Consider the following 15,829-nt stretch of genomic DNA (forward strand, 5'->3'; position numbering starts at 1 on the left):
GGTGATGTCGACGTTTGCGTGTTCTTGCTTTCTTTTTTTCAATCATACGCCGCCCCCCGAGATTTCCCCCCTTTCCCTACCCCACTCTCTTCCGATCTCGGGGCGGGGTCCGGCGGGCCGGCGGCCAGTGCGCTCAGGGTGGCCATCGCGGTGCTGCGGGCGTACGGGGACTGCCCCTCCACGGCGGCGTGCAGGGTCGCCCCGAGCGACCACAGGTCGGCGGCCACCGTGGACGCCCCCTCGGCGGCCCGCTCCGGGGCCACGTACTGCGGGGAGCCGAGGACCATGCCGGGGCGGGTCATCGCGCCGTCGCCACCGTCGAAGGTGGCCAGCCCGAAGTCGGTGAGCATCACCCGCCCGTCGTGCGCCACGAGCACGTTCTGCGGTTTGATGTCGCGGTGCAGCACCCCGGCGGTGTGCGCGGCCCTCAGCGCGTCGAGCACGGCCAGGCCGATCCGGGCCGCGCGGGCGGGCTCCAGGGGGCCCTCGGCGTCCACGACGTCCTGCAGGGTGCGGGACGGGACGTACTCCATGACGATCCATGGGCTGCCCTCGACCGCGACGACGTCGTAGAGCCGGACCACGGCGGGGTGGTTGAGTCGGGCGGCGGCGCGCGCCTCCCGCATGGTGCGCGAGCGCAGCTCTTCCCGTTCACGATCGGCCAACCAGCTCGGTGGAACGATCTCCTTGACCGCCACCTCGCGGTGCAGCATCTCGTCGTGGGCGCGCCACACCCGACCCATGCCCCCGCGACCCACCAGGTCGAGCAGCCGGTACCGACCGGCGATCAGCACCTGTGCACGCTCCTCCTCAGCCGCTGTCCGGGCTACACCCTAACCAGCGGATCGGAAGTCACCTATCGATCGTCCGACTCAGCTCAGCATGCGGCGTGGTCGACGGCGGCGGCGAGAAGGTTCCCCTCCGGGATGGCGATCCGGGTCCGCCCGCCGGCGAGTCGGGCGGTGGCGCGTCGGGCCTGCACGGGGCCGTGTTCGCGACGGGCGGTGGCGTAGCTGGCGGCGGTGCGGGCCGCGATGGTGGCCCAGCCGTACCGCTCACCGACCATCGTGCGGGCCCGGCGGGCCAACCGCCGGGCGAAGACCTCGTCGCCGAGCAGTTGGCCGACCGCGCCGGCGAGCGCGTCCGGGTCGCTGTGCGGGAACGTCACCCCGGTCACGCCGGGTTCGACGATCTCGGCGAGGCCGCCGGTACGGGCCACGGCGAGGGGCGCTCCGGCGGCCGCCGCCTCCAGCGCCACCATGCCGAACGGCTCGTAGAGGCTGGGGACCACTGTCGCGTCGGTGGCGCCGAGCATCGCCGGCAGTTGGGTGGAGTCGAGGAACCCGGTGAACCGGACGGTGGAGCTGAGCGCCAGCCGCCGGGCCTCCGCCTCCAACTCGGCGCGGTAGGGGCCGTCGCCGGCGATCACCACGCGCAGCCCGGGGTGCCGTTCGCGGAGCCGGGGTACGGCGTGCACCAGGTGCTGGACGCCCTTCTCGTAGACCAGCCGCCCGGCGTACCCGACAAGCGGGCCTTCACCGGCGAACCGGGCCCGAGCCGACGCGACCGCTCGGGGGCGGGCCCGCCAGGCCCGGTCGTCGACCCCGTTGGGCACCACGTCGACCTGGGCGGCCGGTACGTCGAACAGCGCCGTCACCTGGTCGCGCATGTACCCCGAGCAGGTGATCACCCGAATGGAGGAGCTGCTGAGCCAGTGCTCGACGCCGTGGATGGTGCGGTTCATCTCCTCCGGGAGCCAGCCCTGGTGCCGGCCGGCCTCGGTGGCGTGCATGGTGGTGACTAGGGGGAGGTCCAGGTGCTCGGCCAGGGTGACGGCCGTGTGGGCGACGAGCCAGTCGTGGGCGTGGATGACGTCGTAGGAGCCGGCCTGGGTGGCGCGCAGCGCGGTGCGGGTGAGGGTGTGGTTGAAGGCCATGGTCCAGGCCAGCAGGGAGCCGGTGGCGAGGGGGAAGGTGACCGGGTCTTCGGGGGCGCGCAGGATGCGGACGCCGTCGGCGTACTCCTCCAGGGGTGCGCCCTCGCTGTGGCGGGTGACGACGGTGACCTCGTGGCCGGCGGCGGCGAGGGCGACGGAGAGGGCGTGCACGTGTCGGCCGAGACCGCCGACGAGCACCGGCGGGTACTCCCAGGAGAGCATCAGCACCCGCAGCTGTCGGGCGGGGTTGATGTCGATCACGTGGGCATCGGGTGACATGCGGCCCCCTTTGAGTTGTCCCCGGGCGCGCGCCGACCGACACCGAATCGATGTCGCCGTCGCGTCTGGATCGAGGCCAATCCTGCCGGGATCGCGATAACCAGCGGCGACACCACCGTTGCGGTCGTGTAAAGCGCTACTGGCTCTTTCGCCGCACCCGCAGCAGCTCGGCCACCGACCATGCCTGGAACGGGCACCCGGTGGCGGTGTGCGGCGCGAGGCCATCGGCCGTCTCGCTCACCGAGCCTAACCCATATTCCATCAAATGGGCCTCAATGCCGACGAATACGTCATCGACGGACATCTTCCCCCGTCGGGCGGCGTCCACGTACGGGCCGAGCAACCACGGCCAGACCGTGCCCTGGTGGTAGCCCCCGTCCCGGTCGGCCGGGCCACCCCGGTGCCGGCCCACGAACTCGGTGGAATCCGGGGCGAGACTGCGCGGCCCGAGCGGGGTGAGCAGCCCGCCCGCGACCCGCCGCAGCGTCGCCTCGTCCGGCTCCATCGGCGCGTACGGCAGCGACCAGGCCAGCAACTGGTTCGGGCGCAACGCGTCGTCGTCGTGCAGGGCGGCGCCACCCAACGGGTACGCCGGCGCGGGCGCGTCCAGCACGTCGTGCAGCCAACCGGTCGGGGCCGGGAACCGCTCCCGGAACGAGGCGGTGGCCTGCCCGTGCCGTCGCCACAGCTCGTCCGCGTCCTGCCCGGCCAGCTCGGTCAGCTCCGCGAGCCCGGCCAGCCCGTTGATCCACAACGCGTTGACCTCGACCGGCTTGCCGGTGCGCGGGGTGACCGGCACCCCGTACACCCGGGCGTCCATCCACGTCAGCGCGGTGCCGGCGGCGCCCTGGGTGAGCAGCCCGTCGGCTGGGTCGACGCGGATCCCGTACCGGGTGCCGGCCGCGTGGGTGTCGATCACGGCGCGCAGCGCGGGCAGCAACTCGTCGCCGAGGTCGGTGTCGCCGGTGACGGTGACGTGCCGGCTCACCGCGTGCAGGAACCACAGCGTGCCGTCGACGGTGTTGTACTCCACCCGACCGGTGTCGGCCGTGTTGGCGAGCATCCCCTCGGAGAGCGTCGCCGCGTACGCCCGCAGCAGCTCCCGACCCTCGTCGGCGCGACCCGTGCAGAGGAACAACCCCTCGTACGAGATCATCGTGTCCCGCGACCAGGCCCCGAACCACGGGTAGCCGGCGACCACGTCCACCGCCGCCTGGTTGGTGCGCACCACGAACGCGTCGGCGGCCAGCGCCAGGGTGGCGTCCACGTCGTCGGCCGGCTTCGCCGTCGCCACCACCTGACGGTTGCGCCGTCGGGCCGTCGCCACGATCTCCGTGGCCGGCGGCGGCTCCTCGTCGAGTCGACCGGCCCAGGCTCGCACCGACACCGTGTCGCCGGGGCGTTCCAGGTCGCCGGAGAAGCGGCCCGCGTACCAGAGGTCCTCGTCCGGGTGCAGCCCTCGGTTGGCCTCCTCGCGGTGGTGCACGCCCAGCCACCACTGCCCCTCGGGCGCCCAGCCCGGGCCGGCGAGCCGGTACGCGCCCTCGACCACCGCGCCGTCGGCCACCGCCTCGACCTGCGGGACCGGGCCGTCGGCCCGCCGTTCGCCGTGCGCGTCCCGCCAGGTGCAGGCGGCCGACAGCTCCAGCCGGACGGGACCACCGGCGACCAGCCGGTGCACCACCGCGACGCAGGAGCGGCCGGGCAGCATGGCCAGCTCCCGTTCGATCACCACCGCGCCGATCCGCCACCGCCAGCGGGGCAGCCCGTCGACCAGGTCGAAGCGTTCCAACAGCTCGAAGCCGCGCGGGTCCACGTCGCCGGAGGCCCACTCGTGCGCGCCGAGGCGCACCCGCGCGCCGGACGGCAGGGTGACCGCCGGATCGAGACTGACCAGTCCCACCTGACGGGACGCCGGCGTTTCGCCGGGAACCACCAACAGGCCGTGGTAGCGACGGGTCCGCAGCCCGCCGACCGTGCCCATCGCATAGCCGCCGAGGCCGTCGGGGACCAGCCACTCCCGGCTGGCCGCGCTGGTCAGATCGCCACAGATCTGCGGGCCGAAGTGAATGTCGATCAACTTTCCTCCACCGGCGGCGGGGTGTAACACGCCACGACGAGAATGGCCGCTGTGGTCAAGTACCGCGGCGACGTCAAAGATGTGCACGTGATCACTGACCGATCGTCCTCCGACGCCTCGCCACCCGACGCTGAGCGGCTCCGGCTCGCCCAGGCTGACTCGGGGGAGCAGGACTGGCGTGCATGGGGTCCCTATCTGTCCGAACGGGCGTGGGGGACGGTACGGGAGGACTACAGCGAGCACGGTACGGCCTGGGACTACTTCCCGCATGACCACGCGCGGTCCAGAGCCTACCGGTGGAATGAAGACGGGATGGCCGGCGTCTGCGACGAACGACAGACCTTCGCGTTCGCCCTGGCCCTCTGGAACGGCAAGGACCCGATCCTCAAGGAGCGGATGTTCGGCCTCGGCGGCGACGGCGGCAACCACGGCGAGGACGTCAAGGAGTACTGGTGGTACGAGGACTCCACGCCCACCCACTCCTGGATGCGCTGGCGCTACCACTACCCGCAGGCCGCCTTCCCGTACGACGAACTCGTCGCGGTGAACGCGTTGCGCGGCCGCGACGACACCGAGTACGAGCTGGTGGACACCGGGATCTTCGACGACGACCGGTACTGGGCGGTGACCGTCGACTACGCCAAGGCGTCCCCGACCGACCTCTGCATGGTGGTGACCGTCGCCAACCGGGGTGACCGGGCGGCGACCCTGCACGTCCTGCCCACCCTGTGGTTCCGTAACACCTGGTCCTGGGGCCTGCCCGGCGGTGACCGGATCCCCCGGCTGACCGGCCAGGGCACCCGGCTCGTCGGCGAACACCGGGTGCTCGGCCAGCTGCTGCTGGAGGGCGACGGCGGGCCGGTGCCGCTGCTCTGCGACAACGACACCAACGCCGAACGGCTCTGGGGCCTGCCCGGCCGCACGCCGTTCCCGAAGGACGGCATCAACGACCACGTCGTCAACGGCGCGGCCACGGTCAACCCGGCCCGGGAGGGCACCAAGGGCGCGCTGCACTACGTGCTCGACGTGCCGGCCGGCGAGCAGCGCCAGATCCGGCTGCGGCTGACCCGTACCGCGTCGCCGCCGGCCGCCGCGCCGCCGCCCCCGGCCGACCTCAGCGACGGCTTCGAGGCCGTGGTGTGGGCGCGGCGGGCCGAGGCGAACCGGTTCTTCGCCGGCGTGATCCCGCCGGCCGCCACCCCCGACGAGGCGCTGGTCGCCCGGCAGGCCATCGCCGGGCTGATGTGGGGCAAGCAGTTCTACCACTTCGACGTCAAACGTTGGCTCGAAGGCGACCCGGGCTCGACACCGCCGCCGGCCGGGCGTCGGCACGGGCGCAACAGCGCCTGGTGGCACATGACCAGCTTCGACGTCATCTCCATGCCCGACCCGTGGGAATACCCCTGGTACGCGGCCTGGGACCTGGCCTTCCACTGCGTGAGCATCGCCCGGGTCGACCCGGGCTTCGCCAAGGAGCAGATCCTGCTGCTGCTCCGCGAGTGGTACCTGCACCCCAACGGGCAGATCCCGGCGTACGAGTGGGCGTTCGGTGACGTGAACCCGCCGGTGCACGCGTGGGCGGCGCTGAAGGTGTTCGAGATCGACGGCGGCCGGGACTACGAGTTCCTGGCCCGGGTGATGCACAAGCTACTGCTCAACTTCACCTGGTGGGTCAACCGCAAGGACACCGGCGGCAACAACGTCTTCGAGGGCGGCTTCCTCGGGCTGGACAACGTCGGTCCGTTCGACCGCTCGGCGGCGCTGCCGGTCGCCGGGGTGCTGGAGCAGTCCGACGGCACCGGCTGGATGGGCATGTACGCGCTCAACCTGCTGGACATGGCGATCGTGCTCGCCGAACACGACCGGACCTGGGTGGACACCGCCACCAAGTTCTTCGAGCACTTCGCCTACATCGCCGCCGCCGCGTACGAGCAGGGGTTGTGGGACGACGAGGACGCCTTCTTCTACGACGTGCTGCGCCTCGCCGACGGCACGAAGGTGCCGCTGAAGGTCCGGTCCGTCGTCGGGCTGCTGCCGTTGGCGGCCACCACCCGGCTCACCGCCAGGACCCTGCACCACCTACCGGAGTTGGGCGCCCGGCTGCGCTGGTTCCTCACCAACCGCCCGGAGTACGCCCAGGTGATCGGCACCCGCCGGCTGGGCCCGGACGGCCGGCAGCAGCGGCTGCTGTCCATGGTCGGCCCGGAGCAGGTGGTACGCCTGCTCGCCCGGATGCTCGACCCCGACGAGTTCCTCTCCGACTTCGGCCTCCGTACGCTGTCCCGCGCGCACCTGGACAAGCCGTTCTCGGTCACCCTCGGCGGGCAGGAGTTCTCCGTCGGCTACGAGCCGGCCGAGTCGACGAGCGGGCTGTTCGGGGGCAACTCGAACTGGCGTGGTCCGATCTGGATGCCGACGAACTTCCTGCTGATCAGCGCGTTGCGGGACTATGCGGCGTTCTTCGGCGACGACCTCCAGGTGGAGTACCCGACCCGCTCCGGGGTGAAGCACACCCTGGACGAGATCGCCGACGACCTCTCCGCCCGGCTGATCGCGCTCTTCACGCAGGACGACTGGGGTCGACGGCCGATCTACGGCGCCTGCCAGCTCTTCCAGACCCACCCGGACTGGCGTGACCTGATCGCCTTCCCCGAGTACTTCCACGGCGACAACGGGGCCGGCCTGGGCGCCTGGCACCAGACCGGCTGGACGGCCCTGGTAGCCGACCTGATCCTCACCCTGCGCCGCTGACGTCCTCGTGGAGGCGTCCAGAACCCCTGCTCGGCCAGGGGTGGCTGCTGGAAAGTAGCTGAGTGATGCCCCTGCGTATATCGCCCGTTCCTAGCCTCCACCCGACGTGTCTGTCTCCAGACCGGAGGAAAACGGGTGAAGAAGAAATTGCGGGGTCCCCTGATCGGGGGACTGGCGCTGGCCCTGGTGGCCACGCTGGGCGGGACGGAGGTCCTACCGGACCACCAACCCGACAGCGCGGATCGCGCGGCGAGCGCCGCCGAGGACGACGGTTTCCTCTCCAGGATCGGGAAGGCCGCCGACAACCTTGTGGGTGGAAGCGGATCGGATCGGGCCAAGCCCGAGGCGGTCAGCGCCGCGTTGGCGGTGCAGGAGAAGCCGCCGGCGGCGAAGAAGTGGCCGCCGCAGAAGCGGGTCAAGGAGCTCACCGGCAAGCGGACCGCCAACGGCAAGGTCTACCAGCTCTCGGACGGTCGGACGCAGGCCGAGATCTCGATGGTTCCGCTGCACTACCGGGACGCGAACGGCACGTTCCAGACCATCGACACCCGGGTCCGTCCGGTCAAGGACAAGGGGTACGTCCAGGGCAACCGGACGAACAGCTTCACCAGCCTGTTCGGTGACAGCTCGGATGATCTGGTCCGCTTCGAGCAGGGTGGGCGGAGCATCGAGCTGGGTCTGGAGGGCGCGGCGAAGGGCGTGACGCCGACGGTGTCCGGCTCGACGGTGACCTACGCCGGTGTGGCCGGTGGCGCCGATGTCGTGTATGACGTCACCTCCACGGCGCTGAAGGAGAAGATCGTCCTGCGCCGGGCCCCGAGCGGCCCGGTGTCGTACACGTTCACGTTGGACACGGCCGGCCTCACCGCCCAGCAGCGGGAGGACGGCTCGATCGCTTTCGTCCGTCCGGGCGGCGGTGAGCCGGTCTTCGTGATGCCGGCGCCGTTCATGTACGACGCGAAGGACGACAAGGCGTCACCGGTCGGCAAGGTGTGGAGCGACAAGGTCACCCAGAGGGTGAGCCAGACCGGCGGCCGGTCGACGATCACGGTTACCGCCGACGGTGGCTGGCTGGCCGACCGGGCACGGGTCTACCCGGTGGTCATCGACCCGACCATCAAGGTCCAGCCGGTGCCGACCGACGCGCAGGACGTGCAGATCAACTCCGCCGACCCGGCCCACGCGTACGGGCAGGACATCACCAAGTGGCCGTTGTCCGTCGGCACGTCGGGCTCGGGCAAGTGGCGCTCGCTGGTCAAGTTCGACACCAGCCTGGTTCCGGCGAACACCACGATCGACGACGCGCGTCTGGAGATGTACTACTCCCAGACGCACACCGCCTGGCAGTACGACGTGCCGATCGAGGCGCGTCGGGTCACCGCCGTGTGGGACGAGGACACCGCGACCTGGAACTCGATGTACAACAAGGTCGACACCGGGCTGGCGGGCAACTTCGTGACCGTCGACGACGGTAACACCGGCTCGTCGGCGCAGGGCGCCTGGACAGCGTCGACGAGCACGTTGACCTCGGAGGCGGTCGGTACCGACTATCGCGTGAACAAGGACGCGGTGACCGGGGAGACCTACACCTGGACGCCGACCCTCACCGAAGCCGGTGACTACAAGGTCGAGGTGCACTACGTCGGCGCCTTCGACCGGACCGACACCGCCAAGTACACCGTCCACTCGTCGGGCGGGAAGAGGACCGACTACACGATCGACCAGCGGACGCCTGACGAAAAGGGAGCCTGGAAGACCCTCGGCATCCACCAGTTCGACGCCGGCACCACCGGCAAGGTCGTGCTCGGCGACGTGGCCAACGAGGTCGTGATCGCCGACGCCGTGCGGTTCAGCAAGCAGGGCGCGGTGAAGGACGCGGCGAAGTCCAGCGCCTGGCTGTCCTTCCCGGTGCGCAGCGTGGTGCAGCAATGGGTCAACAAGACCCAGGCCAACTACGGCTTCTCGCTGCAGGCGAAGAACGAGACGACCCTCGGCCAGGGCGGCCCGATCTTCGAGGCGTCGGAGTACGCCTACGCCAACGACCGGCGGGACTACAACCTGCCGAAGCTTGTCGTCACCTACGGGCGACCCGGTGTGGCATTGAACCCGCCGACGACTGTCACGTCGACCGGCGCCGTGTTGACCTGGCCGTCGTACGGTGACCCGACGCCCACCACGGCCGACAACGACGACGTGGTCGAGTACCAGGTGCACCGCAGCGTGCACCAGAACTTCACGCCGTCGGCCACGACGCTCATCGCGCCGGTCTCGTCGAGCACGCTGACGTATCAAGACACCACCGCGGTGCCGACGGCGGCGGACAACACCAACCCGATGGACCGCAAGTTCTACTACTACATGGTGGCGGTCAAGACCCGGGGCGGGCAGCTCTTCGCCGGTCCGACCCAGCCGGCGATGCTGCCGAAGGCCGGCCAGATCACCCGGATCTACCGGACCGCCGGCACGAACGCGACCGGCACCGACGGCGTCATCGACACCACACTGTCGAAGACCCGCTCGACCGAGAACGTCGACGTCTACGACGGTGACCCGTACGTCAGTCCGGGCAACAACTCCGACTACTACGGCGACACGCGGGGCCTGATCAAGTTCCCCGCCCTGGCCGGTGTCCCGACCAGCGCCCAGGTGGTCGACGCCCAGCTGAGGATGTACAACACCTACCTCTACCCGGGCACCGACACCGACGAGTACGTCGACGTCCACAAGCTGACGACGGCGTTCGACGAGAGCAAGGCGACCTGGAGCACCAGCAACGGCACCGCCGCGTGGCTCACGACGGGTGGTGGCGGTGACTACGACACCAGCTGGAAGGCGAGCTTCAACGGATTCACCAACGACCCGGAGTGGGCGAACTGGAACGTCACGCCCGCGGTGCAGGGCTGGCTCACCGCGCCCAGCAGCAACAAGGGTTTCCTCCTGCGCCAGCGCGACGAAACGAACCTCACGGCGCGGGCCATGCTGTTGTCGTCCGAGGCGGAAGAGCCCCTGCTGCGGCCGACGCTGGAGGTCACCTACCTCGAACAGACCGCCGAGTCGACCTACTACGCGGCCGCCACGCCGACGCTCACCACGCCGAACGCGACGTACAGCGTGCCGGTGACCCTGTCGAACCCGACGCTCGCCCCCTGGAACCCGACCGACTGGGAGCTGGCGTACGACTGGAAGCGGGCCGACGGGCTCACCGACGGCGCCGACACCACCTACGAGCTGAGGACGCCGCTGCCCAAGAGCATCCCGGCCGGTGGCACTGTCGACGTGACCGCGCAGCTGAAGACTCCGCCGTCGTCGACGGAGGGGAACAAGCGCACCGACTACGTGCTGCAGTGGGACCTGCGCAACAAGCTGACCAGTAAGAAGCTGTCGGAGACCGTCCCGGCGATCCAGCCGTTGCCGCAGAACGTGGCGGTGGAGGAGCCCACTTCGGACCAGCTGGGTCTGGAGAAGTTCTACTCGTACGCGGGGAAGAACACCGGTGCCGGCGGCACCCTGATGAACAACCTGTACGCCGGCAACACCGTCTGGTCGTACGACGCGCTGAGCAATCCGTCGCGCGGCCTGTCGACGTTCGTCCGGATGTCCTACAACTCGTTGGACACGTCCGACACTGTCGCCGGGTACGGCTGGTCGCTGCAGGCCTCGTCGCTGATGCGGCTGGGCAGCCCGCTGGACTTCCACCCCAACCCGAACCCCACGAAGGTCACCATGACCGATGGTGACGGCACCAGTCACTGGTTCACCTGGGACTCGGCGACCTCCACGTGGAAGAGCCCCAAGGGCGTGCACCTGTACCTGGAAAAGGTCACCGCGCTCGACTGCAAGCCGAACACGCAGGAGCAGCGGGCCTGGCGGCTGACCAAGCCGGACCGCACGCAGTTCTACTACGACTGCGAGGGCTTCCTCACCAGCACGGTGGACAAGAACGGCAACACGATGACGTTCACCTACGAGGAGCGGAAGTCGAACAACAAACCGACGAAGTTCCTCCGGTACATCACCGACGCGGCCGGCCGGAACACCCTGACGATCGACTACTACGCCAAGGGTCAGACCTACGACTACATCAACGACACCACCTGGGCCCGGGTGTCCGGGGCGACCAACCTGACCAACCCGAAGATCATCGACCACATCTCGCAGATCACCGACATCTCCGGTCGGAAGATGACCTTCACCTACACGGACAAGGGCCTGCTCGGCGAGCTGGTCGACGGGTACGGCTCCAGCGGCCCCATGGGTGCGCCGAAGACGTTCAAGTTCGCCTACGACATGACGCAGGGGAACAAGAACGTCAAGCTGGTCAAGGTCACCGACCCGCGGGGCAACGCCACCGAGCTGCAGTACTTCTCGCCGTCCGCCGGGGACGACCCGACGTGGCACTGGCGGACCAAGCACTACACCGACCGGAACGACAAGGCCAACCTGACCCAGTTCGCCTACGTCGACCCGGACGCCACCAGCAACATCCGTACGACGGTCACCGACGCGGAGAACCACTCCACCGGCTACCTCCAGGACGGCTACGGCCGGCCGATCGAGACCACCAACGCGAAGAACCAGGTCACCAAGCTCGAGTGGGACGGTGACCACAACGTCACCAAGCTCACCGAGGACAACCAGGCCGTCTCGACCTGGGCGTACGACGCCAAGACCGGCTACCCGACGGAGATCAGGGACGCCGAGGCGGTCAAGAACGGCACGCCGGGCACGGTGCTGACCTACCAGCGTCAGCTCAACGGCTACGTCGCCGACCTCACGGAGAAGACCAGCCCCGAGGGGCGCAAGTGGATCTTCAGCTACGAGGCCGACGGTGACCTGGCGAGCGTCACCGACCCGATGGGCACCTCCACCGCGACGGCCGGTGACTACACCACCTACAACACCTACGACGCGTTTGGACAGCTCGACACGGCGAAGGACGCCAACGGCAACAGCACCAAGTACAGCCGTTACGACGCCAACGGCTACCCGCAGACGATCACGGATTCCCTGACCAGGGCGACCACCTTCGTCTACGACGTCCGCGGCCAGGTCACCACGGTCACCGACGCGCTGGGCAAGAACACCACCCAGGCGTACGACACCTTTGGCCGTCCACTGGAGAGCAGGACGCCGAAGGACCAGGCCGCCGGGGTGTACATCACCAATCCGGCACCGACCTACGACGCGAACGACAACGTCACCCAGTCGACCGCGCCCAACGGGGCAGTCTCCACGGCCTTCTACGACGCCGCCGACCAGCTCACCTGGACCAAGGCGCCGGTCGACGTGGCCGGCGACCCGGAGCGCAAGACGTCGTTCACGTACGACAAGGCCGGCAACCTGCAAACCACGACCGAGCGGAAGGGCAATCTCCCCGAGGCGAACCCGGCCGACTACCGAACGACGAACGCGTACGACGAGATCTACCAGCTGGTTTCGGTGACGAATGCCAAGGGCGACAAGATCACCTACCAGTACGACAACGTGGGCAACGTGGAGAAGGTGGTGGACCCGCGTAAGAACGCTACCACCGACACCCTCGACTACACGTCGACGATGACGTACGACCTCGCGCACCGGGTCACGAAGGCCACTGATGCGCTGGGCAAGTTCACCAGCAGCACCTATGACAAGGACGGCCTGGTCACCGGCAGCACCGACCAGCTCGGCAACACCACGCTGGTCAATCTTGACCGGCGAGGTAAGCCGACCGAGGTCAAGGTGCCGTACAAGAACGTCTCCGGCACCATCTCGTACCGCATCACGAAGTACGAGTACGACCAGGTGGGTAACACCACCAAGGTCATCAGCCCGCGGGGTGTGGCGACCACCGACGACCCGGACGACTTCGCCCAGGTCACGGTCTACGACGCGCTGAACCGGGTGAAGGAGACCCAGTCGGCGTACGACAAGGACGACGCCCGCTACACCACTGCGGACAAGACCACCTACACGTACGACGAGGTGGGCCGTCTGGCGACGTTGTCCGCGCCGCCGTCGGCGGGTCAGTCGGTGCGCAACGACACCACGTACAGCTACTACGACAACGGGTGGGCGAAGTCCTCCTCGGACCCGTGGGACATCGTCACCTCGTACGACTACAACGAGCTGGGTGCGCAGACGGCCCGGACGTTGACGTCGGCGGGCGGCTCCTCCAACCGGACCATGAGCTGGTCGTACTTCCCGGACGGGAAGCTGAAGGCCCGGTCCGACGACGGGGTGCCGGTGGGTAAGCACGTGGTGCTGGTCGACAACTCGGAGTTCAACAACACCACTGCGACGGGCACCTGGCCGACGGCCAACACGGCCACCAACAGGTACGGCATCGACTACGCCACCCACGCGGCGGGCACGGGTACCAACGTGTTCACCTGGCAGTTGAACGTGCCCCAGGCGGGCAGCTACCAGGTGTACGCCCGCTTCCCGACGGTGTCCGGGGCGGCGACCGACGCGAAGTACACGGTCAACTCCAGCGCGGGCCCGACGGTGAAGACGGTCAACCAGACCGCCGGCGCCGGCACCTGGGTCAGCCTCGGCTCGTACAGCTTCACCGAGGGCAACGCCCAGAAGGTGACGCTGTCGGACCAGGCCACCGGCACGGTCGTCGCCGACGCGGTGAAGCTCGTCCGGGACAACGCGGCCGATGTCGACAACGAGAAGCACGACTACAGCTACCGGTACGACACCAACGGCAACCTGACCACGATCACGGACGCCTCCCCGGGCACCCGGGTCGACAGCTACGCGGTGACCTACACGAAGCTGAACCAGGTCGACAAGGTCACCGAGTCGAAGTCGGGCGCGGTGGTGAACTCGACGTCGTTCACCTACAACGAGAACAGCGCGCCGCTGACCACCGATCACGACAAGCAGTACGCGTCCTACACCTACGACGAGCGCGACCTGGTGTCGAAGGTGACCAACGGCAAGTCGGCCACCGACGCGTCGCCGAAGGTGACGACGTACACCTACACCGACCGGGGAGAGAAGCTCAAGGAGGTCAAGGGCAACGGCAACACCGTCGACTACACGTACTTCCTCGACGGGCGGCTGAAGTCCCAGACGGAGAAGAAGCCGAACGGGACCACCCTGGTCTCCGAATCGGTCCTCGACTATGACCTCAACGGCAACCGGTCGCACGACGTCACCAAGAAGATGAACGCCGACAACCACGGCGCTTACCTGAGCACGACCAGTGACTTCACCTACGACCCGCGGGACCGGTTGGCGTCGCTGACGAAGACCGGTGACGGCGCCGGCACGGAAACCTACGTGCACGACGCGAACAACAACGTCACCAGTCAGACGGTGAAGGGCACGTCCACCACGTTCAACTACGAGCGGAACCGGCTGCTGACCGCGGTGACCGGGGGCTCGACGGCGTCGTACAACTACGACCCGTTCGGCCGCCTGGACACCGTCACGGCGGCGGGGACGGTGATCGAGCGCAACGTGTACGACGGTTTCGACCACGTCGTCGAGAACCGGAAGAACAACGGCACCGCCACCTCGGTCACGAAGTACACCTTCGACCCGATGGACCGCACGACGACCAAGACCACCGACGCCGGCGGAGCCAAGGAGAAGGCCACGACCTTCAACTACCTCGGCCTGTCGGGCGAGGTTCTGGATGAGGAGGTCGCTGGAAAGCTGACCAAGTCGTACCAGTACTCGCCGTGGGGCCAGCGACTGTCGCAGGTCACCCACAACACCGATGGCACGGACGAGGACGCCTACTACGGCTACAACCCGCACACCGACGTCGAGACCCTGACCGACAAGACCGGTGACACCAAGGCCACCTACGGCTACACCGCCTACGGCGCCAACGACGACACCCAATTCACAGGCGTCGACAAGCCCGACGCGGCGGATCCGACCAAGGAGCCCTACAACGCCTACCGGTACAACGCCAAGCGGTGGGACCAGTCCTCCGGCAACTACGACATGGGTTTCCGCGACTACAGTCCCGGCCTGAACCGGTTCATGTCCCGAGACAGCTACAACGGCGCTTTGGCCGACATGAAGCTGGGCGCCGATCCCTGGACGGCCAACCGATATGCGTTCTGCGGTGGCAACCCGATTTCGGCCGTGGAGCTTGATGGTCACATTCCGTTGGGGCCGGACGATCAAGCCCTGATTGCTGCTGCCAGCACTCAGTTTGATACTCCCGATATCCCCGTTGTCGATCAGCTCCTCGAATATTCCGACACGGTTAAGGAAACTGCAGCCGCTGCTGGGGTCGATCCAGTCACCGTGATGGCGCTCTTGATTAAGGAGAGCAGCCTTCGGACGATGGGGGGTGGGGCGGCCAGGACCTACGAGGGCGGGCAGGTAGGACTGGATAAGTTGGGCGTCTGGTCAGCTCTGGTCGGCCACGGTCCCTCGATTGGCATGTGCCAGATGCAAGAAAATACGTTCAAAAAGACGGCGGAGCGGTACCCCGAGGTCTTTGCGGGTCGGGCCTGGGAGGAGATGATCAACGATGACGAGCTCGCCATCACGGCTATGACTTACCAGGTGAAGATGTTGCAGGAGACTGCCGACAGTCAGAACAATAACAGCGTGTTGACGACGGACCAGCTCGTGGCCGTCGGGTACAACCAAGGGGGAGACCGGATGGTTGATATGATGACATCAGGCAACCTCAATGAGGATGCCCAGAAATACGTGTACGGCCAAGATGTCAGACCAGGCTACTCGGACTTCAGATCCATCACCGAGTTTGCCTGGGGAGGGTACAAGAACACTATGCTTGATCCTGGGTGGCTGATAATGTAACT

4 protein-coding genes and 1 pseudogene are annotated in these 15,829 nt (G+C 68.2%); 2 read left to right on the forward strand and 3 right to left on the reverse strand.

Annotated elements, in window-relative coordinates; all coding sequences use genetic code 11:
- Positions 1-92: 92 nt before the first annotated feature.
- The 3 genes and pseudogenes from PSH25_RS00110 to PSH25_RS00120 all read right to left on the reverse strand — a co-directional run.
- A pseudogene (locus tag PSH25_RS00110) lies at positions 93-794 on the reverse strand (serine/threonine-protein kinase); the annotation flags it as partial.
- An 83-nt stretch (positions 795-877) separates the two neighbouring features.
- On the reverse strand, positions 878-2,215 hold the full coding sequence (locus PSH25_RS00115; RefSeq protein ID WP_238656979.1) for a glycosyltransferase family 4 protein: 1,338 nt from the start codon (positions 2,213-2,215) through the stop codon (positions 878-880).
- Between the two features lie 136 nt (positions 2,216-2,351).
- Positions 2,352-4,295 (reverse strand): amylo-alpha-1,6-glucosidase, encoded by a 1,944-nt coding sequence (locus PSH25_RS00120; protein WP_238656980.1) that lies wholly within the window; start codon positions 4,293-4,295, stop codon positions 2,352-2,354.
- Positions 4,296-4,337: 42 nt separating this feature from the next.
- Here PSH25_RS00120 and PSH25_RS00125 point away from each other — a divergent pair, with 42 nt between their 5' ends.
- Positions 4,338-7,046, forward strand: coding sequence for an MGH1-like glycoside hydrolase domain-containing protein (locus PSH25_RS00125; protein ID WP_238656981.1), 2,709 nt, complete (start codon positions 4,338-4,340; stop codon positions 7,044-7,046).
- Positions 7,047-7,181: 135 nt separating this feature from the next.
- Positions 7,182-15,827: a golvesin C-terminal-like domain-containing protein gene (locus PSH25_RS00130; RefSeq protein ID WP_238656982.1), complete on the forward strand. Its 8,646-nt coding sequence runs from the start codon at positions 7,182-7,184 to the stop codon at positions 15,825-15,827.
- Positions 15,828-15,829: the final 2 nt, after the last annotated feature.

This window comes from Micromonospora foliorum, from assembly GCF_022229015.1.
GTDB classification, from domain to species: domain Bacteria; phylum Actinomycetota; class Actinomycetes; order Mycobacteriales; family Micromonosporaceae; genus Micromonospora; species Micromonospora foliorum.